This window comes from Micromonospora endolithica (assembly GCF_003626595.1).
GTDB classification, from domain to species: domain Bacteria; phylum Actinomycetota; class Actinomycetes; order Mycobacteriales; family Micromonosporaceae; genus Micromonospora; species Micromonospora endolithica.
Window position 1 is genome coordinate 56,517 of record NZ_RBAK01000016.1, and the last position, 25,721, is coordinate 82,237.

The 25,721-nt window shown below is 74.2% G+C and carries 24 protein-coding genes; 17 read left to right on the plus strand and 7 right to left on the minus strand.

Annotation, left to right across the window (positions count from 1 at the left end; all coding sequences use genetic code 11):
- The first annotated feature begins 18 nt into the window (after positions 1-18).
- The 7 genes from D7223_RS28350 to D7223_RS28380 all read left to right on the plus strand — a co-directional run bounded on the left by D7223_RS28350 (position 19) and on the right by D7223_RS28380 (position 6,818).
- Positions 19-753, plus strand: coding sequence for a YqjF family protein (locus D7223_RS28350; protein ID WP_120731959.1), 735 nt, complete (start codon positions 19-21; stop codon positions 751-753).
- Positions 754-871: 118 nt separating this feature from the next.
- Positions 872-1,768, plus strand: coding sequence for an alpha/beta hydrolase family protein (locus D7223_RS28355; protein ID WP_120732099.1), 897 nt, complete (start codon positions 872-874; stop codon positions 1,766-1,768).
- Between the two features lie 180 nt (positions 1,769-1,948).
- Positions 1,949-2,731 (plus strand): ABC transporter ATP-binding protein, encoded by a 783-nt coding sequence (locus tag D7223_RS28360; RefSeq protein WP_120731961.1) that lies wholly within the window; start codon positions 1,949-1,951, stop codon positions 2,729-2,731.
- Complete coding sequence (locus D7223_RS28365) at positions 2,728-3,456, plus strand: ABC transporter ATP-binding protein (RefSeq protein ID WP_186832227.1); 729 nt, start codon at positions 2,728-2,730, stop codon at positions 3,454-3,456. Before D7223_RS28360 ends, D7223_RS28365 begins: the two co-directional genes overlap by 4 nt.
- A 20-nt stretch (positions 3,457-3,476) precedes the next feature.
- A complete protein-coding gene (locus tag D7223_RS28370) occupies positions 3,477-4,355 on the plus strand; it encodes a branched-chain amino acid ABC transporter permease (protein ID WP_120731963.1) in 879 nt (292 codons plus the stop codon).
- Entirely contained in the window at positions 4,352-5,464 is a 1,113-nt protein-coding gene (locus D7223_RS28375) for a branched-chain amino acid ABC transporter permease (protein WP_120731965.1), read from the plus strand. The genes D7223_RS28370 and D7223_RS28375 overlap by 4 nt, the downstream gene beginning before the upstream one ends.
- 67 nt (positions 5,465-5,531) lie before the next feature.
- The gene (locus tag D7223_RS28380) at positions 5,532-6,818 is read left to right on the plus strand and encodes an ABC transporter substrate-binding protein (protein ID WP_120731967.1); all 1,287 of its coding nucleotides are present in this window, start codon (positions 5,532-5,534) and stop codon (positions 6,816-6,818) included.
- 72 nt (positions 6,819-6,890) lie between these two features.
- Here the strand turns inward: D7223_RS28380 and D7223_RS28385 are convergent, their stop codons facing one another.
- On the minus strand, positions 6,891-8,111 hold the full coding sequence (locus D7223_RS28385; protein WP_120731969.1) for an acetyl-CoA C-acetyltransferase: 1,221 nt from the start codon (positions 8,109-8,111) through the stop codon (positions 6,891-6,893).
- A 129-nt stretch (positions 8,112-8,240) separates the two neighbouring features.
- Between D7223_RS28385 and D7223_RS28390 the strand changes: the two genes are divergently transcribed.
- From D7223_RS28390 to D7223_RS28400, 3 genes are all read left to right on the plus strand, one after another.
- The gene (locus tag D7223_RS28390) at positions 8,241-9,011 is read left to right on the plus strand and encodes an SDR family oxidoreductase (RefSeq protein ID WP_120731971.1); all 771 of its coding nucleotides are present in this window, start codon (positions 8,241-8,243) and stop codon (positions 9,009-9,011) included.
- Positions 9,012-9,117: 106 nt separating this feature from the next.
- On the plus strand, positions 9,118-9,729 hold the full coding sequence (locus D7223_RS28395) for a TetR/AcrR family transcriptional regulator (RefSeq protein ID WP_120731973.1): 612 nt from the start codon (positions 9,118-9,120) through the stop codon (positions 9,727-9,729).
- A gap of 63 nt (positions 9,730-9,792) precedes the next feature.
- Entirely contained in the window at positions 9,793-12,525 is a 2,733-nt protein-coding gene (locus D7223_RS28400; RefSeq protein WP_238162266.1) for a helix-turn-helix transcriptional regulator, read from the plus strand.
- Positions 12,526-12,548: 23 nt separating this feature from the next.
- Here D7223_RS28400 and D7223_RS28405 read toward each other — a convergent pair whose 3' ends face one another.
- The 3 genes from D7223_RS28405 to D7223_RS28415 are packed head-to-tail and all read right to left on the minus strand — an operon-like array spanning position 12,549 to position 15,751.
- Entirely contained in the window at positions 12,549-13,622 is a 1,074-nt protein-coding gene (locus tag D7223_RS28405; protein ID WP_120731977.1) for an alcohol dehydrogenase catalytic domain-containing protein, read from the minus strand.
- A complete protein-coding gene (locus D7223_RS28410) occupies positions 13,619-15,037 on the minus strand; it encodes an aldehyde dehydrogenase family protein (RefSeq protein WP_120731979.1) in 1,419 nt (472 codons plus the stop codon). Before D7223_RS28410 ends, D7223_RS28405 begins: the two co-directional genes overlap by 4 nt.
- A gap of 48 nt (positions 15,038-15,085) precedes the next feature.
- Positions 15,086-15,751 (minus strand): TetR/AcrR family transcriptional regulator, encoded by a 666-nt coding sequence (locus D7223_RS28415; RefSeq protein WP_120731981.1) that lies wholly within the window; start codon positions 15,749-15,751, stop codon positions 15,086-15,088.
- Between the two features lie 135 nt (positions 15,752-15,886).
- On the opposite strand from D7223_RS28415, the gene D7223_RS28420 reads away from it, so the two are divergent.
- Genes D7223_RS28420 through D7223_RS28440 form a run of 5 tightly spaced genes read left to right on the plus strand, consistent with a single transcriptional unit; the run spans position 15,887 to position 21,028 of the window.
- Positions 15,887-17,035 carry an acyl-CoA dehydrogenase family protein gene (locus tag D7223_RS28420; RefSeq protein ID WP_120731983.1) on the plus strand — a complete coding sequence of 383 codons (1,149 nt, stop codon included), beginning with the start codon at positions 15,887-15,889 and terminating at the stop codon, positions 17,033-17,035.
- 16 nt (positions 17,036-17,051) lie between these two features.
- Positions 17,052-17,810 carry a 3-oxoacyl-ACP reductase FabG gene (fabG, locus tag D7223_RS28425; RefSeq protein ID WP_120731985.1) on the plus strand — a complete coding sequence of 253 codons (759 nt, stop codon included), beginning with the start codon at positions 17,052-17,054 and terminating at the stop codon, positions 17,808-17,810.
- Between the two features lie 34 nt (positions 17,811-17,844).
- On the plus strand, positions 17,845-19,017 hold the full coding sequence (locus D7223_RS28430; RefSeq protein WP_120731987.1) for an acyl-CoA dehydrogenase family protein: 1,173 nt from the start codon (positions 17,845-17,847) through the stop codon (positions 19,015-19,017).
- Positions 19,014-19,478 (plus strand): MaoC family dehydratase, encoded by a 465-nt coding sequence (locus D7223_RS28435; protein WP_120731989.1) that lies wholly within the window; start codon positions 19,014-19,016, stop codon positions 19,476-19,478. The genes D7223_RS28430 and D7223_RS28435 overlap by 4 nt, the downstream gene beginning before the upstream one ends.
- Positions 19,475-21,028 carry a long-chain-fatty-acid--CoA ligase gene (locus D7223_RS28440; RefSeq protein WP_120731991.1) on the plus strand — a complete coding sequence of 518 codons (1,554 nt, stop codon included), beginning with the start codon at positions 19,475-19,477 and terminating at the stop codon, positions 21,026-21,028. Before D7223_RS28435 ends, D7223_RS28440 begins: the two co-directional genes overlap by 4 nt.
- Before the next feature lie 6 nt (positions 21,029-21,034).
- Here the strand turns inward: D7223_RS28440 and D7223_RS28445 are convergent, their stop codons facing one another.
- Positions 21,035-22,870: a glycoside hydrolase family 15 protein gene (locus tag D7223_RS28445; RefSeq protein ID WP_120731993.1), complete on the minus strand. Its 1,836-nt coding sequence runs from the start codon at positions 22,868-22,870 to the stop codon at positions 21,035-21,037.
- 217 nt (positions 22,871-23,087) lie between these two features.
- On the opposite strand from D7223_RS28445, the gene D7223_RS28450 reads away from it, so the two are divergent.
- Complete coding sequence (locus D7223_RS28450) at positions 23,088-23,747, plus strand: hypothetical protein (RefSeq protein WP_120731995.1); 660 nt, start codon at positions 23,088-23,090, stop codon at positions 23,745-23,747.
- A gap of 21 nt (positions 23,748-23,768) precedes the next feature.
- On the opposite strand, the gene D7223_RS28455 is transcribed toward D7223_RS28450, so the two are convergent.
- On the minus strand, positions 23,769-24,281 hold the full coding sequence (locus D7223_RS28455) for a DUF6194 family protein (protein WP_120732103.1): 513 nt from the start codon (positions 24,279-24,281) through the stop codon (positions 23,769-23,771).
- A gap of 65 nt (positions 24,282-24,346) precedes the next feature.
- Here D7223_RS28455 and D7223_RS28460 point away from each other — a divergent pair, with 65 nt between their 5' ends.
- Positions 24,347-25,069, plus strand: coding sequence for a MerR family transcriptional regulator (locus D7223_RS28460; protein WP_120731997.1), 723 nt, complete (start codon positions 24,347-24,349; stop codon positions 25,067-25,069).
- 87 nt (positions 25,070-25,156) lie between these two features.
- On the opposite strand, the gene D7223_RS28465 is transcribed toward D7223_RS28460, so the two are convergent.
- On the minus strand, positions 25,157-25,684 hold the full coding sequence (locus D7223_RS28465; protein WP_120731999.1) for a MarR family winged helix-turn-helix transcriptional regulator: 528 nt from the start codon (positions 25,682-25,684) through the stop codon (positions 25,157-25,159).
- Positions 25,685-25,721: the final 37 nt, after the last annotated feature.

Below are 25,721 nucleotides of genomic sequence, written 5' to 3' on the forward strand. Positions count from 1 at the left end.
GGGGGACACAATGTCCCGATGGACGTCGAGGCGGTCACGGCCGAGGCCACCCGGCCGCTGCGGTGGCCGGTGCTGGTGCAGCGGTGGGAGGACCTGACCTTCCTGCACTGGGCGGTGGACCCGGACGTGGTGGCGCCGCTGCTGCCGCCGGGAACCCGGCCGGACGTGCTGGCCGGCCGGACCTACGTGGGTCTGATCGCGTTCCGGATGGTCGGGCTCGGCCCGCTGGCCGGACCGGGTCTGCCCTACCTGGGCACGTTCTGCGAGACGAACGTGCGGCTGTACAGCGTGGACACCGCCGGCCGACGGGCGGTGGTGTTCCGGTCCCTGGACGCCGCCCGGCTGCTGCCGGTCCTGGTCGCGCGGGCCAGCCTGCGTCTGCCGTACCTCTGGTCCCGGATGCGCCTGCGCCGCGACGGCGACGTGCTCACCTACACCAGCCGGCGGCGCTGGCCGGGCCCGCGCGGGGTGGTCGGCGACCTGCGGGTACGTCTCGGCGACCCGATCGGCGAGCCGACCGCGTTGGAACACTTCCTGACCGCCCGCTGGGGGCTGCACACCCGGGCGTACGGGCGGACCCTGCACCTGCCCAACGTCCACCCGCGCTGGCCGTTGCACCGCGCGGAGCTGCTCGGCCTCGACGACGAGTTGATCGCCGCGGCCGGCCTGCCCGCGCCGGAGTCCGCGCCGGTGAGCGTGCTCTACTCGCCGGGCGTGCCGGTGCGCTTCGGCCCGCCGACCGTCCTGCGCTGAAGCCGCGCCGACCCGCGCGGATCTCCCGGGGACTGGTGATTTCGCCGATGCGGTGGTGGAACGACCCGCCGAAGACTGGCGTACGTCGATATGTCCCCACCACCAGGGAGTGCCCGACGTGTCATCAGCCACCACCACCCGTACCCGTCCCCTCGCCGGCCGGGTCGCCCGCCTCGCGCTGGCCGCCACACTGTCCGCCACCGCCGCCGTCGCCGCGCCGGCCGCCGCCCAGGCGGCCAGCCCGTACGAGCGGGGCCCGAACCCGACGGTCGCGCTGCTGGAGGCCAGCCGCGGACCGTTCGCCACCTCGTCGCAGAGCGTCTCCTCGTGGAGCGTCACCGGCTTCGGCGGCGGCGTCATCTACTACCCGACCACCACCAGCGAGGGCACCTTCGGTGCGGTCGCCATCTCGCCCGGCTACACCGCCTCGTGGTCCAGCATCAGCTGGCTCGGTCCGCGGCTGGCCTCGCACGGGTTCGTGGTCATCGGCATCGAGACCAACAGCCGGTTCGACCAGCCGGACAGCCGGGGCCGGCAGCTGCTGGCCGCGCTGGACTACCTGACCGAGCGCAGCTCGGTGCGCGGCCGGATCGACGCCAGCCGGCAGGCCGTGGCCGGTCACTCGATGGGTGGCGGCGGCAGCCTGGAGGCGGCGTCGTCCCGACCGTCGTTGCAGGCCGCCGTGCCGCTGGCACCGTGGAACCTGGACAAGAGCTGGTCGGAGCTGCGGGTGCCGACGCTCATCATCGGCGGCGAGTCGGACAGCGTGGCCTCGGTCTCGTCGCACTCGATCCCGTTCTACAACAGCATCCCGGCGTCGGCGGAGAAGGCGTACCTGGAGTTGAACGGGGCGAGCCACTTCTTCCCGCAGACGACGAACACGCCGACCGCCCGGCAGATGGTCGCGTGGCTGAAGCGCTTCGTCGACGACGACACCCGCTACGAGCAGTTCCTCTGCCCGGGTCCGACCGGCTCGGCGATCGAGGAGTACCGCAACACCTGCCCCAGTTCCTGACCGGGGCCGGACGGGGCGGTCGCCGACGGCGACCGCCCCGTCGCCATGCTGCCGTCGAAGTGCAGAAAGCGACCCCCTCGACGGCGGAACGAGCCGAGGAAACCTCGAAGTATTGACGCGGTAACCGAGAAATGTACACTGCGAGTGTAAATAACACCCGCCACGAGCGAGGGATGGGTGATGGACGACGGTCTCGCGTTGCACCAGGTCGGAGTGCGTTTCGGAGGTCTCACCGCCCTCGACGACGTCTCCCTGCGGGTGCCTCCCGGCCGCGTCGTCGGGGTGATCGGCCCCAACGGCGCCGGCAAGACCACGCTGTTCAACGTGATCTGCGGGTTCGTCCGCCCGCAGACCGGCTCGCTCACCCTGGACGGCCGCGAGCTGCGCCCGCGCCCGCACCGGCTCACCCGGCTCGGCATCGCCCGCACGTTGCAGGGGACCGGGCTGTTCGCCGGGCTCACCGTCCTGGAGAACGTGATGGCCGGCGCCACACACACCGCGCGCGCCGGCTTCCTCCCGGCGCTGCTCGGGCTGCCCGGCAGCGACCGGGACGAGGCGCGGCTACGCCGACACGCCCTCGACGTGCTCGACGGCCTGGGCATCGCCGGGCACGCCGCCGCCGCGCCGGGCACGCTTCCGTTCGCCGTACGCCAGCGGGTCGCCCTGGCCCGCGCGCTGGCCGCGCGGCCCCGGCTGCTCCTGCTCGACGAGCCGGCCGGCGGTCTCGGCGCGGAGGACATCACCGCCCTGGCCGAGCTGATCCGGCAGTTGCCCCGCCGCGCCGTCGACCCCTGCGCGGTGCTGCTGGTCGAGCACCACATGGACCTGGTGATGGACGTGTGCGACGAGCTGGTCGTGCTCGACTTCGGCAAGGTGATCGCCGCCGGCACCCCGGACCAGGTACGCGACGACCCCGCCGTCACCGACGCCTACCTCGGCGCGGCCGTCGAGGAGTCCCGGTGAGCGCGGGCGACGACGGGCTGCTGGTCGTCCGCGACCTGGTGGCCGGCTACGGTGCCGCGCCGGTGCTGCACGCGGTCGACCTCACCGTCCCGGCCGGCACCATCGCCGCCGTGGTCGGCGCCAACGGCGCCGGCAAGACGACCCTGCTGCGCACCCTGTCCGGCATGCTGCGCCCGTCCGCCGGCCGGATCCTGCTCGACGGCGAGGACCTGGGCGGCACGCCGGTGGAGCAGCTGGTGCGCCGCGGCATGGCCCATGTGCCCGAGGGGCGTGGCGTGATCGGCGAGCTGACCGTGGACGAGAACCTGCGCCTGGGTGGCCTGTGGCGGCGCGACCGCGCCGACGCCGGCCGGGCCCTGGACGAGGTCTACCAGCTCTTCGAGCCGCTGGCCCGACGCCGCCGGCACCACGGCCACCAGCTCTCCGGCGGCGAGCGGCAGATGCTCGCGCTCGGCCGGGCGTTGATCGGCCGGCCCCGCCTGCTACTGCTCGACGAGCCCTCGCTCGGCCTCGCGCCCCGGGTGGTCGCCCGGACCATGGCCCTGCTGCGGCAGTTGCGCGACGACACCGGACTGACCGTGCTGCTGGTCGAACAGAACGTCCGCAGCGCGCTCGGGATCGCCGACCAGGGCGTCGTGATGTCCCTCGGCCGGGTGGTCACCACCCGACCGGCCGCCGAGTTGCGTGACGACGCCGACCTGCGCCACGCCTACCTCGGTTTCTGACCCACCCCCCGGAGGAGAACTTGGACCGCTTCGTCTTCCTCACCCTGGACGGCCTGTCCCGGGGAGCGGTCTACGCCGCGTTCGCACTGGCCCTGGTGCTGATCTGGCGGGCCGCCCGGGTCGTCAACTTCGCCCAGGGGGCGATGGCGGTCGCCGCGGCGTACGTCGCCTACAGCGTCTCGGCGGCGACCGGCTCGTACTGGCTGGGCTTCCTGGCCGCGCTCGCCGCCGGCCTGCTGCTGGGCGCGGTCGTGGACCGGGTGGTGATGCGCCACGTCGACCACGCCTCGCCGCTCAACCCGGTGATCGTCGCGCTCGGGCTGGTGCTGCTGATCCAGGCCGTCCTCGGCATGGTGTACGGCAGCGAGTTCCGGCCCGCCCCGGCGCCCTTCTCGCGCAGCGCGCTGACCGTGGGTGGACTCGCCCTGCTGTCCCCGTACGACCTGTTCGTCTTCGCCACCGTCGGGGTGGTGGTGGGGGCGCTCGCCTGGGTCTTCGCCCGCACCGCGGTCGGTCTGCGGATGCGCGCCGCCGCGTTCGCCCCCGAGGTGTCCCGGCTGCTCGGGGTGAACGTGGGCGGCATGCTGACCCTCGGCTGGGCGCTCGCCTCCTCGGTCGGCGCCCTCGCCGCGATGCTGGTGATCCCCACCGAGCTGGGTCTGCACCCGCACGCGATGGACCTGGTGTTCGTCTCGGCGTTCACCGCGGCCGTCGTCGGCGGGTTGGACAGTCCACCGGGCGCGGTGGTCGGCGGGCTGGTGGTCGGCCTGCTGCTGTCCTACGTCAGCGGCTACGCCGGCAGCGACCTCACCCCGCTGGCGGTGCTGGTCCTGCTGCTGGCGGTGCTGCTGGTCCGTCCCGGCGGCCTGTTCGCCACGGTCGCCGCGAGGCGGGTGTGAGCGCCACCCGGGCGGTCGTGCCGCCCCGCGCCCGGAGCACCGCGGAGTCCCCGCGTCGCGCGCCGACGCCGCGCGGCGGCACCCTGCTGCGGCACCTCGCCGTGGTACTGGTCGCCGGTCTGCTGCTGCTCGGGCTGAGCTACGCCGTCGAGCCGTTCCGCAACTTCCAGCTCGCCACCGTGGCGGCGTACCTGTGCGCGACCGCCGGGCTGACCGTGCTCACCGGCCTCAACGGCCAGCTCTCACTGGGGCACGGGGCGTTGATGGCCACCGGCGCCTACACGCTCGCCCTGACCCAGAACGCCTTCGCCGACGCCGGGCTCACCGGTGGCTGGCTGCTGCCGGTCTCGCTGGCCGGGGCGCTGCTGGTCACCCTCGCCGTCGGCGCGGTGGTCGGGGTGGCCGCGGCGCGGCTGCGCGGGCCGTACCTGGCCGGCGTGACCCTGGCGGTGGCCGTCGTGGTGCCGGCGCTGGCGGTCACCTTCGACGGCGTCCTCAACGGCGAGCAGGGGCTGTCGGTGCCGGTGGAGCCGCCGCCGCTCGCGCTCGGGGCGTACTTCCCGTACGAGCGGTGGCAGCTCTGGATCGCCGCTGGGACCACCCTGCTGGTCCTGCTGCTGCTGGCCAACCTGGTCCGCAGCCGGTACGGGCGCACGTTCCGGGCGGTCCGCGACGACGAGGTGGCCGCCCGGCTGGCCGGCATCCACGTCGCGCGTACCCAGGTCCTGGCCTTCGTGGTCAGCGCCGGCACCGCCGGGCTCGGCGGCGCCCTGCTCGCGGTGCTCGCGCAGAGCGTGTCGCCCGGCGCGTTCTCGCTGACCCTGTCGCTGTTCCTGCTGATGGCCGTGGTGATCGGCGGCCTGGGCCGGCTCGCCGGCGCCGTCTGGGGCGCGGTGCTGCTGGTCGCGCTGCCCGACCTCAGCCACGCGCTCACCGAGCTGCTGGCCCTGTCGCCGGCGGCGGCGCAGCGGCTGGAGGGCAACCTCCCGCTGGCGATCTTCGGGATCACCCTCGTCGTCGTCATGATCGCCGCGCCCGGTGGGGTGCAGGGCCTGCTCACCCGGCTCGGCCGCGCCCTGCTCGCCCGCCGGTCCCGTCGGCGGTCCTGACCCTCCGGTCCGGCTCCGGCCGGGCGCTCCACCCCACCACACACACTCGACGAAAGGCCGGTGTTCCATGCACCGTACGGCACGAGGCGGTCTCGCGATCGCCACCACCATCGCCCTGCTCCTGAGCGCCGCCGGCTGCGGTGACGACGGCGGTTCCGGCACCGGGGGCGGATCGGTTCCGGGCGTCACCGACACCGAGATCGTCGTCGGCACCCACATGCCGCTGACCGGTCCGGCCTCCGCGGGCTACTCGAAGATCGCCCCGGCCACGAAGGCGTACTTCGACCACGTCAACGCCAACGGCGGCGTGCACGGTCGCAAGATCACCTACAAGGTGATGGACGACGGGTACAACCCGGCGAACACCCAGCAGGTCGTGCGTCAGCTCGTCCTTCAGGACAAGGTGTTCGCGATCCTCAACGGCCTCGGCACGCCGACGCACTCGGGCGTGCTGGACTTCCTCAAGAGCAACCGGGTGCCCGACCTGTTCGTGGCCTCGGGCAGCCGCAGTTGGGACCAGCCCGACAAGTATCCGTCCACGTTCGGCTTCAACCCGGACTACACGGTGGAGGGCAAGATCCTGGCCAACCACGTGAAGACCGCGCTGCCCGGCCAGAAGGTCTGCTTCCTCGGCCAGGACGACGACTTCGGCCGGGACAGCCTGGCCGGCGTGGAGAAGGTGCTGGGCGCCGGCGGGGTGGCGGTCAAGCAGACGTACGTCACCAGCAACACCAACGTGGCGCCGCAGATCGGCGCGTTCAAGGCGGCCGGCTGCCAGGTGGTCGTGCTGGCCACGGTGCCCGGCTTCACCGCCCTGTCCATCGGCACCGCGGCCCGGCTCGGGTTCAAGCCGCAGTGGGTGGTGTCCAACGTCGGCGCCGACCACCCGACGCTGGCCAAGCAGCTCGGCGAGGCGGCACCGCTGCTGGAGGGCATGATCGGCGCCAACTACCTGCCGATGCAGAACGCCACCACCGACCCCTGGATCCAGCTCTTTACGAAGATCAACAAGGAGTTCAACGGGGACGCGCCGTTCGACGGCAACACCGTCTACGGCATGGCCGTCGGTTACCTCTTCGTGCAGGTGCTCCTCGCCGCCGGCAAGGACCTCACCCGCGAGTCGGTGGTGGAGGCGGTCCGCAAGGGTGGCTACCAGGGGCCCGGCCTCGCGCCGCTGCGGTTCTCCGCGACCGACCACTCCGGCTACGGCGGGCAGCGCCTGAACCGGGTCAGCGGGGGAGTGCAGAGCTACTTCGGACCGACGTACGAGACCGACGAGGGCGACGGCGCGGTACGCGAGTTCACCGCACAGCCGGCCCCGCCGCCGGCCAACGGCGTACCGACCGCGCCCTGACCCACCACAACGGGCCGGCCCGGTCGCGGCACGTCGCCGTCGACCGGGCCGGCCGGTCCGTGCCGGTCCTGGTCAGCTCAGTCGCTCGATCACCATGGCCATGCCCTGGCCACCGCCGACGCACATGGTGGCCAGCCCGATCTGCCGGTCGTGCCAGCGCAGTGAGTTGATCAGGGTGGTGGTGATCCGGGCGCCGGTCATGCCGAACGGGTGGCCGACCGCGATCGCGCCACCGTTGACGTTCAGCCGGTCCCAGTCCACGCCGAGTTCCTCGGCGCTCGGCACCACCTGCGCGGCGAACGCCTCGTTGATCTCGACCAGGTCGACGTCGCCGACGGACATGCCGGCGTGCCGCAGGGCCCGCCGGGACGCCTCCACCGGGCCGAGGCCCATGATCTCCGGGGAGAGGGCACTCAGGCCGGTGGAGACGATCCGCGCCAGCGGCGTGACCCCCAGCTCCCGCGCCCGCTCGTCGGACATCACCACCAGGGCGGCGGCGCCGTCGTTGAGCGGGCAGCAGTTGCCGGCGGTCACCGTGCCGTCCGGCCGGAACACCGGGTCGAGGGCGGCGACCGCGTCCAGGGTGACGCCGGCCCGGGGACCGTCGTCGGCGGTGACCGTGGTGCCGTCGGGCACCGTGACCGGGGTGATCTCGCGGGCCCAGAACCCGTCGGCGATCGCCCGCTGCGCGAGCTGCTGGGAGCGTACGGCGAACTCGTCCTGCCGGCGCCGGGTAACCCCGCGCAGCTGCGCCACGTTCTCGGCGGTCTGTCCCATGGCGAGGTACACGTCCGGCAGGTCACCGTCCTTGCGCGGGTCGTGCCAGTCCGGCGCGCCGCCACCGGCGCGGCTCTCGGTGCGCTCCCGGGCGGTGTCGAACGCGGCGTTGGTGCTGCCCGGGTGCCCGTCGCTGCGACCGCCGCCGTAGCGGGAGACGCACTCCACGCCGGCGGAGACGAACACCCGGCCCTCGCCGGCCCGGATCGCGTGCAGCGCCATCCGGGTGGTCTGCAACGACGAGGAGCAGTAGCGGTTGACGGTGGTGCCGGGCAGGTGGTCGAGGCCGAGCAGGACCGCCACCACGCGGGCCAGGTTGTGCCCCTGCTCGCCGGCCGGTTGCCCGCAGCCCAGCATCAGGTCCTCGATCTCCTCCGGGGCCAGCTCGGGGACCTGGTCGAGGGCGGCGCGGACGATCGTGGCGGCCAGGTCGTCGGCGCGTACCTCGCGCAGGGAGCCCTTGTTGGCGCGGCCGATCGGGGAGCGGGCGGCGGCGACGATGACGGCGTCGGGCATGTCAGGTCCTCTCCGGACGGGGAATCTATTTGCATCGACAGTGCGGTCACCTTCGCGCCGTGTCAACGCGATGTGGCGCGGTCCTCGCGGTCGTTGACCCGCGGCGACCGGCCCCCTACTATCTGCACTGTGCATGCAGATTCTGGCCGGCTCGCCGGTCGCGTCGCTCTCGTCACCGGCGCCAGCCGCGGCATCGGCCTGGCCATCGCGCGGCGGCTGGTCGCCGACGGCGCGCGGGTCGGCCTGACCGCCCGGCGACCCGAGACGCTCGACGAGGCGGTCGCCGCGCTGGGCGGGCCGGAGCACGCCGTCGCGGTGCCCGGCCGGGCCGACGACGCCGCGCACCGGGCGGACGCGGTGCGCCGGGTCACCGCCGCCTTCGGGCCGGTGGACGTCCTGGTCAACAACGCCGGCATCAACCCGGCGTACGGGCCGCTGGCCACCCTGGACCTGGCCGCGGCGCGCAAGATCCTCGACGTCAACCTGGTGGGTGCGCTCGGCTGGGTGCAGGAGGTCTGCGCCGCCGGCATGACCGAGCGCGGCGGCTGCGTGGTCAACGTCTCCTCGGTCGCCGGTCTCGCCCCGCCGCCGGGCATCGCCTTCTACGGGGTCAGCAAGGCCGCCCTCAACCACCTGACCGCGTGCCTGGCCGTCGAACTCGGCCCCACGGTCCGGGTCAACGCGGTCGCCCCCGGGGTGGTGAAGACCCGCTTCGCCGCCGCGCTCTACGAGGGCCGGGAGGAGCAGGTGGCGGCGGCCTACCCGCTCGGGCGGCTCGGCGTGCCGCCGGACGTGGCGTCCGCGGTCGCCTTCCTCGCCGGCCCCGACGCGGCCTGGATCACCGGGCAGACCCTGGTGTGTGACGGCGGCGCCACGCTGGCCGGCCGGGCCACCGGATGACCGCCGACGCCTCCCGCCATCGCCGCCGGCCGGGCCGTGCCGGCGCGCGTCTAGACTCGGCCCTGCCGCCGGAGGGTCCATGGCGGGGGTGAGGGGGCGAGGGCGGATGAACCGGACCGAGGTGCCGGAACGGGTCGACGGGCGGACCGCCCGCGCCGAGCGCACCCGGGCGGCGATCGTCGAGGCGCACCTGACCCTGATCTCCGAGGGTGATCTCCGGCCGACCGGCGAGCGGATCGCCGAGCGGGCCGGCGTCTCGCTGCGCACGCTCTGGACCAACTTCAAGGACATGGAGACGCTCTTCGAGGCCAGTGGCGTCGAGGTGCTCCGCCAGCAGGACGCCGCCCACCGGCCGATCTCGCCCGCGCTGCCGCTGGCCCGACGGGTCGACGCGTACTGCCGGCAGCGGGCCCGGCTGCTCCAGCTGATCGCGCCCTCGGCGCGGGCCGCCCAGATGCGCGAGCCGGTCTCCGAGCAACTGCGGCGCAACCGGCTCAAGCACATCGCGCGGGTCCGCGACGAGGTCGAGGTGCTGTTCGCCGCCGAGTTGGAGCGGGCCGGCGCGGGCCGGCGGCAACTGCTCGACGCGATCGTGTCGGTGAGCACCTGGCAGACCTGGTCGATGCTGCGCGACGGCCTGGGGCTGGGCGTCGACCCGGCGCGGGCGGTGATGGCCCGTACGGTGGGCGCGTTGCTGGCCGAGGTCGCCGAGCGCTGAGCATCTCCTCTTTCCAACTGGTTACCGATAGGTGACACTAAATGCATGGTTACTGCATCAAGAGTGCAATTAACCGTGCTGCGCGGTCGGGACGACGAGTGCCAGGCGATCCGTCGGCTGCTCGACGGGCTGGCCGACGGCGGGAGCGCCCTGGTGGTGCACGGTGAGCCGGGATCCGGCCGCAGCGCCCTGGTCGCGTACGCCCACCGGCTCGCCGCCGGTCACACGGTCCTCGCCGGCACCGGGCTGACCGAGGAGGCCGCCCTGCCGTACGCGGGGCTGCAGCGACTCCTGGATCCGGTGCTCGACCGGGTCGCCGCGCTGCCCGGCACCCCGGCGCGGGTGCTGCGCCGGGCCCTGACCGGCGGCGGCTGTCCGCCCGAGCGCCGGCTGGCGCTCAACCTCGCGGTGCTCAGGCTGCTCGCCGCCGTGGCCCGGGACCGGCCGCTGCTGTGCACGATGGACGACGTCGACCGGGGCGACCGGTCGACCGCCGAGACGCTGGCGTTCGTCGCCCGTCGGCTGGGCACGCTGCCGGTGGCCGTTCTGCTCACCGCGTCGACCACGCCGCCCGGCGGGCTGCCGGGCCACCGCCTGCGCCCTCTGGACGAGCCGGACAGCGTCGCCCTGCTGGCCGACCGGCTGCCCGAGGCGCCGGTGCCGGCGGTGGCCGCCGCGCTGGCCGCCGCCGCCGGCGGCAACCCGCAGGCGCTGGTCGACCTCGCCGGGGTGCTCACCGCCGAGCAGTGCCGGGGGGAGGAGCCGCCTCCCGCCGCGCCGCCGGCCGACGGCGCGCTGGCCCGCGCGTACCGGCGGCGGCTGGACGACCTGCCCGCCGAGACCCGGCGGGTGCTGCTGCTCGCCGCCCTCGCCGACGACGACGAGCCGGACACGCTGGTCCGGGCCGCCCGCGCCGCCGGCACGGCGGTGGCCGCCCTCGCGCCGGCCGAGGAGGCCGGGCTGGTCCTCCTCGAGGCGCACCGGATCACCTTTCCGCAGCCGGTGGTCCGCACGGTGGTCGCCGCCCTCGCGCCGCTGGCCGAGCGCCGCGCGGCGCACCTGCTGCTGGCCGGCGTCCTGGATGGGCCGGCCGACCGGCTGCGCCGGGCGACGCACCGCAGCGCCGAGGCGGCCGGACCGGACCCGGAGCTGGCCGCCGAACTGGAGCAGGCGGCGGTCGTCGGGGACGGGAACTGGACCCGCGCCTCGGTCGCGCTCCAGCGGGCGGCCGACCTCACCGCGGACCCGGCCCGGGCCGCCGAGCGCCGGCTGACCGCCGCCCGGTACGCCTGGCACGGCGGCGCGGCGGCGCGCACCCGGCTGCTGCTGGCCGGTCTGCGGGCCGTACCCGTCCCGGCGTCGGTCGCCGCGCGGGCCGCGTTGCTGCGCGGTGAGGTCGCGCTGCGGTGCGGACCCGTCTCGGCGGCCCTGCCGGAGCTGCTGGCCGCGGCGGACGGCCTCGCCGGCACTGACCGGGCGCTGGCCCTGGCCGCCCTGGCCCGGGCCGGTGAGGCGGTCAGCTTCTCCGGTGAGCAGTACCGGTACACCGACATCGCCCGTCGCGCCGCGCAGCTGTCCCGCCCCGGCGACCCGCCGGACACCGAGCTGATCGGCCACTACCTGGCCGGGGTGGCCGCCACCCTGCGCGGCGACCACGAGCAGGCCGGGCCCGCGTTGCGCCGGGCCGTCGTGCTCGGTGGCCAGTTGACCGGGCCGGCGCTGACCCCCGCGGCGCTGACCTGGGCGGCGGCGGCCGGGCTGCTGGTCGCCGTCGAGGGCGCGGCGCACCGGCTCGCCGACCGGGCGGTCGACCTCGCCCGGGCCCGGGGTGAGCTGTCCGCGCTGCCGCGCGCCCTCGAACTACGGGCCACCGCCGAGTACTGGCTGGGCCGGCACGAGGCGGCGACGGAGAGTTCGCGGGAGGGGCTGCGGGTGGCGCGGGCCACCGGTCAGGCCGACTCGGCCGGCGTACACCTGGGGATGCTCGCGGTGCTGGCCGCCGTCCGCGCGGACCGTGCCACGTGCCTGCGCCGGCTGCGCGAGACCGGTGAGTCGCCGGCACCGCACAGCCGGCCCCGGGCGCTGGCCCAGTGGGCGCTCGCCGTGCTCGACCTCACCGACGGTCGGCACGAGGCGGCCGCCGCGCGGCTGGCCGCGCTGGCCCGGCCCGGCACCGGCCGGGGTCAGATCCTGGTCCAGGTGATGGCCACCCCGTACCTGGTGGAGGCCGCCGCCCACCTGCCGCACCGGCCGGCCGCGACCGCCGCGCTGGCCGTCTTCGACCGCTGGGCCAGCAGCACCGCGAGCCCGTCGCGGCGCGCCCTGTCGGCGCGCTGTCACGCCCTGCTGGCCCGGCGCGGCAGCGCGGAGGCGCAGGAGCGGTTCCGGGCCGCGCTGCGGCTGCACCCGCTGGACGCGGGCACCTTCGAGCGGGCCCGGACCGCCCTGCTCTACGGCCGTGAGCTGCGCCGGGCCCGCCGCCCCCGGGACGCCCGGGAGCACCTGCACGACGCCTGGGAGGCGTTCACCCTGCTGGGCGCCACCGTCTGGGCCGAGCAGGCCACGGTGGAGCTGCGGGCGGCCGGCGAGTCGGTCGGCGCGGTCGACCCGGCCGCGGTGCGGCTGCTGACCGGGCAGCAACTGCGGATCGCGCAACTGGTCGCCGAGGGGGCCACCAACCGGGAGGTCGCCGCCCGGATGTTCCTGTCCACCCGGACGGTCGACCACCACCTGCGCAACATCTTCCACCGGCTGGGCATCCGGTCCCGCACCGAACTGGCCCGCGCCCTGGCCTGACCGGCCGCCGTGGGGCGGGTTCCTCAGGGCACCACGACGGTGCGGGCGCCCTCGCCCCGGGCCATCCGGTCGAACGCCGCGGCCGCACCGTCCAGGGTGGTCCGGTCGGTGATCAGCGGCGTGAGGTCGAGGCTGCCGTCCAGCACCGCCCGGGCCAGTTCAGGCAGGTCCCGGTCCGGATCCGACGAGCCGTACACCGACGAGCGCAGCGTCCGCGCCGAGTGGAAGATCTCCAGCGCGCCGAGCTGTACCACGTCGTCCTTCGCGCCCATGCCCACCACGGTCACCTGGCCGCCGCGCCGGGCGGCCCGCCAGGCGGTACGGATGGTGGCCCCCCGGCCGACGCACTCGAACGCGTGGTCCACGCCCCGGCCCTCGGTCCGCTCCCGCACCGCGCGGCTGAGCGTGTCGTCGGCGACCAGGAACTCGGTGGCGCCCACCGCGCGGGCCAGCTCCGCCTTGGCCGGGGAGACGTCGACCGCCAGCACCGGGTCCGCGCCGGCCGCGCGGGCGGCCCCGACCACCGACAGCCCCACCCCGCCCAGGCCGATCACCGCCACCGACTGGCCGGGCGTGACCGCGGCGGTACGCCGGACCGCCCCGACCCCGGTCAGTACGGCGCAGCCGAGCAGCGCCGCCGCCTCGAACGGCAGGGCCTCGGGAACCGGGATCACCGCCTGCTCGCCGACCACCACCTGCTCGGCGAGGGCGCCGAGACCGAGTGTCACGTGCAGCGCCTCGCCGGACGCGGTCCGGCCCCGGGCGACCGTGGGCGCGCCAAGGTGCGCGCAGAGCCACGGCTCGCCGTTGTCGCAGAACCAGCAGGCGCGGCACGGCGGCGCCCAGTTCAGCACCACGTGCGCGCCGACGGCCACCCGGGTCACGTCGGCGCCGACCTCGACCACCACCCCGGCCGCCTCGTGGCCGAGCGCGAGCGGATACCGGGCGGCGATGGTGCCGTTGACCATCGACAGGTCGGAGTGGCAGACCCCGGCCGCGCGGATGTCCACCCGTACCTCGCCGGGGCCCGGGGCGGGCAGCTCGATCCCGGTCACCTCCAGTGGCGCGCCGACCCCGCGCGCGAGCAGCGCCCTCATCGCTGGATGGCCTTGGTCTGGAGGAACTCGTCCAGCCCGTACCGGCCCAGTTCCCGACCGATACCGGACTGCTTGTAGCCGCCGAACGGGGCGAGCGGGTTGAACGGCGCGCCGTTGACGTCCACCGCGCCGGTCCGCATCCGCCGGGCCACCCGCAGGGCCCGGTCCTCGTCGGCCGACCAGACCGCGCCGGCCAACCCGTACCGGGAGTTGTTGGCCACCGCGACGGCGTGGTCGTCGTCGTCGACCGGGATGACCGCGAGCACCGGGCCGAAGACCTCCTCCTGGGCCAGGGCGCTGTCCGGGTCGACGTCGGCGATCACGGTGGGCGCGACGAACCAGCCCCGGTCGGGCACCGGCGCGTCCGGTCCACCGGCGACCAGCCGGCCGCCGTCGGCCAGCCCCCGGGCGACGTGCCCGCGTACCCGCTCCCGCTGGGCCGCCGAAACCAGCGGGCCCAGCCGGGTGTCCGGCGCGAACGGGTCGCCGAGCCGGTACGCCTGGGCGGCCTTTGCGGCCAGCGTCAGCGCCTCGTCGTACCGGGAGCGGTGCACCAGCATCCGGGTCCAGGCGGTGCAGGTCTGGCCGGAGTTGAGGAAGGCGTTGCCGACGCCGACCTTGACCGCGGTGACCACGTCGGCGTCGTCCAGGATCACGTTGGCCGACTTGCCGCCGAGTTCCAGCGCGACCCGGGCGATCCGGTCCGCCGCCAGGTGCGCGATCCGGGCGCCGGTCGCGGTGGAGCCGGTGAACGACACCAGGTCGACGTCCGGGTGCGCGGCGATGGCCTCGCCGACCACCGGGCCGGTGCCGGTGACCAGGTTGACCACGCCCGGTGGCAGGCCCGCCTCGTGGATCGCGTCGAACAGCAGGTACGACACCAGCGGCGTCAGCTCGCTCGGCTTGAGCACCACCGTGCAGCCGGCGGCCAGGGCGGGGGCGAGCTTCGCCATCACCTGGTGCAGCGGGTAGTTCCACGGGGTGATCGCGCCGACCACGCCGACCGGTTCCCGGACCACCAGCGAGTTGCCGACCGTCTCCTGCGCCGGCGGTCGGGCGGCCAGGTCCACGTAGCCGCGCAGCACGGTCAACGGCAGGCCGGTCTGCACCCGGGCGGCCAGCTTCAGCGGGGTGCCCAGTTCCCGGGCCACCGTCCGGGCGATGTCGTCGGCCCGGGCGGTGAGCGCGGCGTGCAGCCGGTCAAGGTGGGCGGCGCGCTCGGCCGGCGCGGTCGCGGCCCAGCCGTCGAAGGCGGCGCGGGCGGCGGCCACGGCGCGGTCGACGTCAGCGGCGGTGCCCGCCGGTACGGTCGCCACGACCTCCTCGGTGGCCGGATTGTGCACCGGCAGTGTCGCGTCGGCGCAGGCGTCGACCCACCGGCCGTCGAGGTAGAAGTCGGTCCGTGCGAGATCCATCGCGCCCCTCACCCAGGTTGCCCGAAACTAGCAGTGCAAGTTTGGACCCTAGTACGCGTCGGCGACCGGCGGGAGGGGCGGCAGCGGGCCGACGTGCCGCTCGTAGGTGCGGGACAGCCCGTCGATGAGCGCGTCCAGACCGAGCGCGAAGGCGCCCTCGTCCACCCGTTGCTGGTGCTCGGCGAGGCGGTGGGCCTGGGTGAGGTGCGGATACTGCTCGGCGTAGAGGCCCGGGTCCTCGACGAAGCCCCGGGCGAACGAACCCAGCGCCGACCCGGCCACGAAGTAGCGCATCAGCGCGCCGATGTGGGTGGCCCGGGCCGGCGGCCAACCCGCCTCGACCAGACCGCCGTAGACCGCGTCGGCCATGGCCAGCGCCGCCGGCCGCCGCCCGGGACCGCGGGCCAGGTACGGCACGATGTGCGGGTGTGCGGCCAGCGCGGCCCGGTAGGAGTGCCCCCACCGGCGCAGCGCCTCCCGCCAGTCGACGTGGCCGAAGAACGACACGTCCACCTGTCCGGTGATGCTGTCCGCGACCGCGTCGAGGATCTCGTCCTTGGTGGCGAAGTGGTTGTACAGCGACGGTCCGCGCACGCCGAGGTCGGCGGCGAGCCGCCGGGTGGAGAACCCCTCCAACCCGTCGGCGTCGATGATCGCGGCGGCGGCCTCGACGATCCGTTGCCGGCTGAGCAGCGCCTGCCGAGGTCGGGGCATGTGCTCCTCCGTCCGGTGTCGCGGGTCGCGGTGTCCCGGGTCGGGCCGTCGCGGGTCGTGCTTTCCCTGGTCGGGGAGAAACTCTGCCACAGGAGGCCTGGACGGAATTTAACTTGCACCGCTAGTTTATGGGCCATGGACCTGCATCTGTCCGCCGAGCAGGCGGCGGTCCGCCGGCTCGCCGCCGAGTTCGTCGACCGCGAGGTCGTCCCGCACGCGGCGACCTGGGACCGGCGGGAGTCGGTCGACCCCGCCGTCGTCGGGAAGCTCGCCGACCTCGGCTTCCTGGGCCTGACCATTCCCGAGGCCGACGGCGGCTCCGGCGGCGACCACCTCACGTACTGCCTGGTGCTGGAGGAACTCGGCCGGGGTGACTCCGCCGTCCGGGGCATCGTCTCGGTCTCCCTCGGCCTGGTCGCGAAGTCTCTCGCCGCGTACGGCTCGGCCGACCAGCGGGCCCGTTGGCTACCCCGGCTGTGTGCCGGCACCGCGCTGGGCTGCTTCGCGCTCACCGAGCCGGACAGCGGCTCCGACGCCGCCGCGCTGACCACCCGCGCGGTCCGCGACGGCGACGACTTCCTGCTCACCGGCACCAAGACGTTCATCACCAACGGCACCACCGCCGACGTCGCCCTGGTCTTCGCCCGCACCGGCGGACCGGGGCACCGGGGCATCAGCGCGTTCCTGGTGCCCACCGACAGCCCGGGGCTGACCCGCCGGGAGATCCACGGCAAGCTCGGCCTGCGCGGGCAGGCCACCGGTGAACTGCGCTTCGACCAGGTCCGGGTACCGGCCTCGGCGCTGGTCGGCGAACCCGGCGGCGGCTTCCGGCTGGCCCTGGCCACGCTGGCCAAGGGCCGGATGTCGGTCGCCGCCGGCTGCGTCGGCATCGCCCAGGGCTGCCTGGACGCGGCCGTCGGCTACGCCGGCCAGCGCACCCAGTTCGGCAAGCCGATCGCCGGCCACCAGCTCGTGCAGCAACTGCTCGCCGCCATCGCGGTGGACACCGCCGCCGCGCGGCTGCTGGTCTGGCAGGTGGCCGACCTGATCGACCGGGGCGAGCCGTTCGCCACCGAGGCGTCGATGGCCAAGCTCTTCGCCAGCGAGGCCGCCGTCCGCGCGGCCAACAACGCGGTCCAGGTCTTCGGCGGGTACGGCTACATCGACGAGTACCCGGTCGGCAAGTACCTGCGCGACGCCCGCGTCGCCACCCTCTACGAGGGCACCAGCCAGATCCAGCAACTCCTGATCGGACGCGCGCTCACCGGCGTCAACGCCTTCTGACCGCAAGGAGCACACCGTGACCAGATTCGCCGACCGGGTCGCCGTCGTCACCGGAGCGGGGCAGGGCATCGGCGCGGCCACCGCCCACCGGCTCGCCGACGAGGGGGCGGCGGTGGCGGTGGTCGACCTGGACGCCGCCCGCGCCGAGACCGTCGCCGGGAAGATCGCCGCCGCCGGGGGCCGGGCGGTCGGCATCGGCTGTGACGTCACCGACCCGGACGCCGTCACCGCGATGACCGAACGGGTGGCCCAGACGTACGGCGGGCTGCACGTGCTGGTCAACAACGCCGGCATCACCCGCGACGACCTGCTGTTCAAGATGTCCCTGCCGGCCTGGGAGTCGGTGCTGACCACCAACCTAACCAGCATGTTTCTCTGCTGCCAGGCGGCCCAGGGGCACATGGTGGCCGCCCGCTACGGGCGGATCGTCAACCTCGGCAGCCGCTCCGCGCTGGGTAACCGGGGCCAGGCCAACTACGCCGCGGCGAAGGCCGGGGTGCAGGGCCTCACCGCGACGCTCGCCGTCGAGCTGGGGCCGTTCAACGTGACGGTCAACGCGGTCGCCCCCGGGTACGTGGCCACCGCGATGACCGCCGCCACCGCGCAGCGGGTGGGCAGCACCCCGGAGGACCACCAGCGGATGGTCGCCGAGCACACCCCGCTGCGCCGGGTCGCCCAACCGACCGAGATCGCCTCGGTGATCGCCTTCCTGGCCAGCGACGACGCCTCGTACGTCAGCGGCCAGACCCTGTACGTCAACGGCGGCGCGCGCTGACCGGCACACCACCCGAACACCCGGAGGGGACACCATGGACTTCGCTCTGTCCGACGAGCAGCGGGCCATCCGCGACACCGCCCGCGACTTCATCACCCGGGAGGTGGTGCCGCTGGAGCAGGAGCTGCTGCGGCGGGAACGGGCGCACCGGCCCGGCCTGGAGCGCGCCGAGCTGCGCGAGTTGCAACTCAAGGCGCGCAAGTTCGGCTTCTGGGGCCTGGCCACCCCGGTGGAGTACGGCGGGATGGACCTGCCGGCGGTAACCCAGTCGCTGCTCTGGACCGAGCTGGGCCGCTCGTACGTGCCGTTCCGGTTCGGCGGCGAGGCGGACAACATCCTGTTCCACGCCAACGAGGAGCAGAAGCGCGAGTTCCTGGTGCCCACCATCGAGGGCGAACGGCTGAGCTGCTTCGCGATCACCGAGCCGGGCGCCGGCTCCGACGCGGCGAACATCAGGCTCAGCGCCCGCCGTGACGGCGGCGACTGGGTGCTCAACGGCGAGAAGACCTTCATCACCGGCGGCCACGACGCCGACTTCGCCATCGTCATCGCGGTCACCGACCCGGAGCGGGGCGCCCGCCGGGGCGGCGCGACCGCGTTCCTGGTGGACCGGACGATGGGCTGGCGGTCGGAGTTCATCCAGACGATGGGCGAGGGCGGCCCGGCCGCGCTCGTCTTCGACGACGTCCGGGTGCCCGAGCGCAACATCCTCGGCGAGATCGGCCAGGGCTTCACCCTGGGCATGGAGTGGATCGGCAAGGGCCGCTACACCATCCCCTCGCACGCCGTCGGCATCGCCGAACGGGCGCTGGGCATGGCGATCGACCAGGCGAACACCCGGGAGACGTTCGGCCGGCCGATCGGCGAGAACCAGGCGATCCAGTGGATGATCGCCGACTCGGAGACCGAGCTGGAGGCGGCCCGCTGGCTGGTCCTGCGCGCCGCCTGGACGGTGGACCAGGGCAGCGACCCCCGACACGCGTCGTCGATGTGCAAGCTCTACGCCGCCGGCATGGTCAACCGGGTGGTCGACCGGGTGCTCCAGATCCACGGCGGCATGGGTTACACCCGGGAGCTGCCCATCGAACGCTGGTACCGGCAGGTCCGGCTCTACCGGATCTTCGAGGGCACCGACGAGATGCAGCGGCTGATCCTCTCCCGCGACCTGCTGCGCGGCTACACCAAGATCGGAGGGCACCTGGCATGAGGACGTTCGCCTCGATCGACGACCTGGCCGCGGCCGTCGGGCAGACCGTCGGCCCCGGCCCGTGGCTGCGGATCGACCAGGCCCGGGTGGACCTGTTCGCCGACGCCACCGACGACCACCAGTGGATCCACGTCGACCCGGAGCGGGCCGCCGCCGGACCGTTCGGCGGCACCGTCGCCCACGGCTACCTGACCCTGTCCCTGCTGCCGGAACTGGTCGGCCGGCTCTACCGGGTGCAGGGGGTGGGGATGGGCGTCAACTACGGCCTCAACCGGGTGCGCTTCCCGGCTCCCGTCCGGGTCGGCAGCGCGGTCCGCGCCACCGCCACCATCGGCGCGGTGACCCCGGTGGACGGCGGGGTGCAGGTGGTCACCACGGTCACCGTGGACAGCGACTCCGGCGGCAAGCCGGTCTGCGTCGCCGAGACGGTCAGCCGCCTCTACCGGGGCGCCGCCGGATGACCGCCCTGTCGCTGGCCATGATCCTGGCGGAGTCGGCGCGCCGGCATCCGGACACCGTCGCGGTCGTCGACGGCGACATCCGGGTCACGTACGCCGAGCTGTGGCTGGAGGCCCGCTGTTACGCCGCCGGGCTGCGCGAGCTGGGTATCGGGCCGGGCGACCACGTGGCCCTGCTGGCGCCCAACGTGGTGGACTTCCCCCGGGTCTACTACGGCGTGCTCGCCGCCGGCGCGGTGCTGGTGCCGGTGCACCTGCTGCTGACCCCGGACGAGGCCGCGCACGTGCTGTCCGACAGCGGCGCGAAGCTGCTGGTCTGCCACACCTCGCAGCTGGCGATGGGCGCCGCCGCGGCGGACCGGGCCGGCGTACCGGTGGCCACCGTCGGCCGGGCGGCGGGCGGCGGCACCGACGACACCCGGCTGGAGGACGTGAGCGGGTCGCTGCCGGCGCTGCCGTCGTACGTCACCCGGTCCGCCGAGGACGTCGCGGTGGTGCTCTACACCAGCGGCACCACCGGCGTGCCGAAGGGCGCCCAGCTCACCCACCTCAACCTGGTCCTGAACGCCACCGTCAACGTCTTCGACGCCAACGACTCCCGCACCGACGACGTGGTGCTCGGCTGCCTGCCGCTGTTCCACAGCTTCGGGCAGACGGTGGCGATGAACGGCACCTTCCGGATCGGCGCGACCCTGGTGCTGCTCGCCCGGTTCACCGGGCCGGAGGCGGTGGACCTGATGCTGCGCGAGGACGTCACCGTGTTCCACGGAGTGCCGACGATGTACGTGGCGCTGCTCGCCGCCGCCCGGGACCGGCCCGTCCTGCCCCGGCTCCGGTTGTGCGTCTCCGGTGGGGCGTCGCTGCCGGTCGCCGTCCTGGAACGCTTCGAGGCGGCCTTCGGCACCACCGTCTACGAGGGGTACGGCCTGTCCGAGACCTCGCCCACGGCGACCACCAACCAGCCGTACTTCGGCACCCGGCCGGGCTCGGTCGGGCACCCGGTGTGGGGGGTGGAGGTGGAGATCGCCCGCGCCGACCTGGACGACCGTGTGGAGCTGGTGCCGACCGGCGAACTCGGCGAGATCGTCATCCGTGGGCACAACGTCTTCGCCGGTTATCTCGGCCGGCCCGAGGCCACCGCCGAGGCGCTAATCGACGGCTGGTTCCGCAGTGGTGACCTGGGCCGCAAGGACGCCGACGGCTTCGTCACCATCGTGGACCGGAAGAAGGACCTGATCATCCGGGGCGGCTTCAACGTGTACCCGCGCGAGGTGGAGGAGGCCCTGGCCCGGCACCCGGCGGTCGGTCAGGTGGCGGTGATCGGCGTACCCCACCCGCTGCACGGCGAGGAGGTCTGCGCGGTGGTGGTGCCCGACCCGGCCGCCACGGACGTGCCCGGCGAGCAGGACCTGGTGGACTGGGCGCGGGAGCACCTGGGCCGGCACAAGTACCCCCGCCAGGTCCGCTACGTCGACGCGCTGCCGGTCGGGCCGAGCCACAAGGTCCTCAAGCGGGAGTTGCGCCGCACCGTCGTGGCGTCGGGCACCGACTGAGGGCGGTCACCGGCGGCCCTCGGCGTCCAGCAACTCGTTGAGGGCGACCGCCGTGGTGATCAGCGACAGGTGGCTGAACGCCTGCGGGAAGTTGCCGATCTGCTCGCCGGTCAGGGCGATCTCCTCGGCGTACAGGCGCAGGTGGTTGCTGAAGGTGAACATCTTCTCGAACACCAGCCGGGCGTCCTCCAGCCGACCGGAGCAGGCCAGGGCCGCGACGTACCAGAAGGTGCACATGTTGAAGGTGCCCTCGTCGCCGGGGAGGCCGTCCGGCGCGGCGGCCGGCTTGTACCGGTGCACCAGGCTGTCCGAGACCAGGTCCTCGTCGATGGCCCGCAGGGTGGACCGCCACATCGGGTCGGTGGGGGTCACGAAGCCCACCGACGGCATGATCAGCAGCGAGGCGTCGAGCACGTCGTCGCCGTAGCTCTGCACGAACGTCCGGCGGCCCCGGTGGTAGCCGCGCTCCATGATCTGGTTGTAGATGTCGTCCCGGTGCCGCAGCCAGTGGTTGATGTCGCCGGGGCGGCCGTGCCGGTGGGCCAGGCGCACCGCCCGGTCCAGCGCCACCCACGACATCAGCCGCCCGTACGTGTAGTCGCGCGGGTGGCTGCGGCTCTCCCAGATCCCGGCGTCGGGCTGGTCCCAGTTGTCGCAGAGCCAGTCGACCATCCGTACGGTGCTGCGCCACACCTGGTTCGAGGCGCGGATGCCCTGCTCGTCGGCGAGGTGCATGGCGTCCAGCGCCTCGCCGTGGATGTCCAGCTGGAGCTGGTCGGCCGCGCCGTTGCCGATGCGTACCGGCCCGGAACCCCGGTAGCCCTCGAAGTGTTCGAGCACCTCCTCTTCCAGGTCCGACGACCCGTCCACCCGATACATGATCTTGAGCGGGGCGGCGCTGTCGCCGGCCTCCCGGATCCGCTCGTCGAGCCAGTTCATGTACCGGCTGACCTCCTCGGTGAAGCCCAGGCCGAGCAGGGCGCGGACCGAGAAGGACGTGTCGCGTACCCAGGTGTAGCGGTAGTCCCAGTTGCGGGTGCCGCCGATCTCCTCGGGCAGCGCGGCGGTGGGCGCGGCGATCATCGCGCCGGTCGGCGCGTACGTCATCAGCTTCAGGGTGATCGCCGACCGTTCGACCATCTCCCGCCAACGGCCGGTGTAGCGGGACCGGTCCAGCCAGTGCCGCCAGTAGTCGCGGGTCTCCTCGAACATCTCGTCGATCTCGTCGATGGGGATGACCCGGGGCGGCTGGGCGGTGCCCGAGTCCAGCACGGCGCCGCCGGTCTCGCCCTCGTGCAAGGTCACGAACCCGACGACGTCGCCCTCGTCGGCGGCGGTCTCCCGTTCCCGGACGATCCGCCGCACCCGCCCGACCGGGTTGAGGGTCAGCTCCAGCGAGGGGCTACGGAAGACGTAGCCGTCGTGCCGGATCTCCAGGTCGTGCCGGTCCCGGCCGTAGTTGAACCGGGGCCGGCACTCGACCTTGAAACGCATGCTGCCGCGGATCATCCGGACCATCCGCACCAGCCGGTGCCGGTTGGTCGCCCGCTCGCCGGTGACCGGCATGAAGTCGGTGATCTCCGCGACGCCGTCGGCGCTGATGAACCGGGTGATCAGGATGGGCGTGTCGGGCAGGTAGAGCTGCTTGCTCACGTACCGGACGCCCTCCGGGGCGATGGCGAAGTAACCGCCCCGGCGGAAGTCCAGCAGGGCACCGAACACGCTGGGCGAGTCGAACCGGGGTACGCAGAACCAGTCGACGGTGCCGTCCCGGGTGACCAGGGCCGCGGTCTGGAGGTCGCCGATGAGGCCGTGGTCCTCGATGGCCGGGTACTTCTGCATGCCGGCCTCCCCTGTCGCCGATGTCCCTCCGATCGGAACCTAGGCCGCCGGCTCCGCCGTGGGGGCGGGTACCGCCGGAAGCCACTCCGCCGGGGGATGCGACACCACTTCCGCCTGGCGCGGACGGAAGTTGATTCCCGGCGTTCAGAAGTATCGACGGGCGTCACGAAAGACGGTTAGGCTGCGGTCGCCGATCGTCGCCGAGGAGGAGGTCCGGGTGTCCCGTCGCACCGGCAAGCCGTCGTACCTTCAACCGGCGCCCGCCCGGCGCGCAGCCGGCTTCCCGCGGGTGATCGTCGGTGTCGCGATCGGCCTCGCGCTGGCCCTGCTGGGCGGTCTGGGCGGCTGGAGCGTCGGCCGACCGGACGGGACCGAGGCCGCGATCGCCGACATCGAGGCCGCCGACGCCCGGCGGGACGCGCAGCAGATCGCCGAGTTGACCACCACGGCCCGCCAGGTCCGCGACGAGATCGCGCCGGTCCTCACCGCGATCGGCAAGGAGCAGCCGGACGCCGCCCGCGCCCGGGAGTTCCAGCAGGTCCTCCGGCGTGCGGCGGAACCCTTCGCCGACCCGCCGTCGGGCACCACCGCCACCAACGTCGCCCGCGGCGGCCTGCGCGGCGCGGTGGACCAGGCCGCCCTGGCGGTGGACAGCTTCGCGGCGGCGGCCGGCGCGCCGGCCACCCAGCGGGCGACCCTGACCGACCTGGCCCGCCGGCAGGCCACCAGCGCCGCCGCCGTCTGGGCCGTCGCGGCGACGCAGCTGGACCAGATCAACGTCCATGCCGGGTACGGCCACCAGCACGTCTTCCTCACCACCGATCCGGCCAGCGGCGCCTTCACCCCGGACGGGGAACCGGAGGGCAGCGGCGGCTGAGCCGTGCGCCGCCGCGTGCGGTCATCCGGGGCGCGGTGACCGTACCCGGGAGCGGTGGTGCCGCCGCCGGGCCAGCCCGTGGGCGTGGCCGAGCAGCCGGTCCACCTCGGCCCGGCTCGCCGGTCCGGGGTTCAGCACGCAGGCCCAGCCGTGGGTGCCGTACACCGGATGCGGCACCACCCGGTCGAGGGCGGCGAAGTCGACCGACGCGCGGTGGGCCGGGAACTCCGCCGGCGGGTAGCCGAAGCGGCGGGTGAACTCCGCCCGGCCGAGTTCGACGCTGAGCCGGAACACCCCGGGCCGGTCCAGCCGGGACTCCTCGTCGAAGCCGGCGTGGTCGTGGTCGACGAGGGTGGCGAACGGCCGGCGGCGGTCCGGGCCCACGAAGAAGAACCGGTCACCCCAGGCCGCCGCCGGCGCACCGGACGCCTCGTCGGCGATCAGCACCTCGGCCTCGGGCAGCGCGGCGATCCACGCGGTGACGTCGTCGGCACTCCCGCTCGGCTCGGGTACGGGTGCGGGGAAGGAAGCCATGACCTTCACCGTATCGTTGAACCACCTGTGGATACTTCGACGGCATCCCCACCGGGGTAGGCGATGTGAACCCTCAACACGGCCGACGGTCGTACCGGCCGGTCGACCTGGCCCGTGAGCACGGCCTGTCCACCCAGGCGGTGCGCAACTACGAGCGCGCCGGGATCCTGCCCGCCGCCCGCCGCACCGCCAGCGGATACCGCGTCTACACCACGTCACACGTCCTGGCGCTGCGCGCTCACGTCGCCCTCGTCCCCGCGTACGGGCACGGGGTCGCCGCCGAGATCATGCGGGCCGCCAACCGCGGCGACCTGGACGCCGCACTGCGCGCCGTCGACCACGGCCACGCCCAGCTCCTGCGCGACCGGGAGACGCTGGACGCCGTCGCGGCCACCGTCGACGCGCTCACCGCCGCACCCACCGCCGACCGACCCGACCCGCCGGCCCGACCGCTGCCGGTCGGCGCGCTCGCCCACCGGCTCGGGGTGACACCGGCGACCCTGCGCAAGTGGGAACGGGCCGGCATCCTGGTGCCGCCCCGTGATCCGATCAGCCGGCAACGCCTCTACCGTCCCGACGACGTCCGCGACGCCGACCTGGCCCACCTGCTGCGCCGGGGCGGCTACCTGCTGGACCACATCGCGACCGTCCTGCACCAGGTACGCGCCGCCGCCGGGTCGGCCCCGCTGGCGGCGTCCCTGAACGCCTGGCGGCAACGCCTGACCGCCCGGGGACGGGCCATGCTGGTGGCCGACGGCCGCCTGGCCGAACACCTCGACGCGACCTGACCCCGCCCGCGTACCGATCGGGGTTTCCCGTCGTTCACGACGGTGACCGTCGTCGGTGGGTCGCGGGCCGCCCGACGGGCTGCCGCCCTAGCCTTCGACGATCGAGGCGGTGGCGGGGCGGGGCCAGGCAGCGGCGTGGGGCAGGCCGGGATGGACACCCGGCGGGCTTCCGATATCGGCGGCGAGCCTCTGCAGGACAGCGACGAACTGGGCACGTTCCCCCGAGTCGAGCGTGGCGAGAACCTCCTCCTCGTGCTGGTCGGCGATGTCGCGGGCACGGGGTAGCAGTTCGTGCGCGGCCTCGGTCAGGTGGATGGCGTGGGCGCGGCGGTCGCCGGGGTGGCGCCGGCGTTCCACCAGACCGCGTCTCTCGAGGTCGTCGAGCAGCCCGACCATCACCTTGCGGTGGATGCCCAGCGCGTCGGCGAGACGTTGTTGTGAACTGCCCTCGTTCCGCTCGACGTGCGTGAGGAGTCCGAAGTGGTTCGGCGCGATGCCCAGCGGTGCCAACCGCGCGGCGAAGGTCTGCGCGATGTGGAAGCCGAGCTGGGAGAGCAGGAAGTTCGCCCGGTCGGCCAGTGGCCGGCTCTGGCCAGGTGTGGGGTTGTCGAACACACCGCCAATGTACGCCAAGGTTATTGTCCTCTACGGT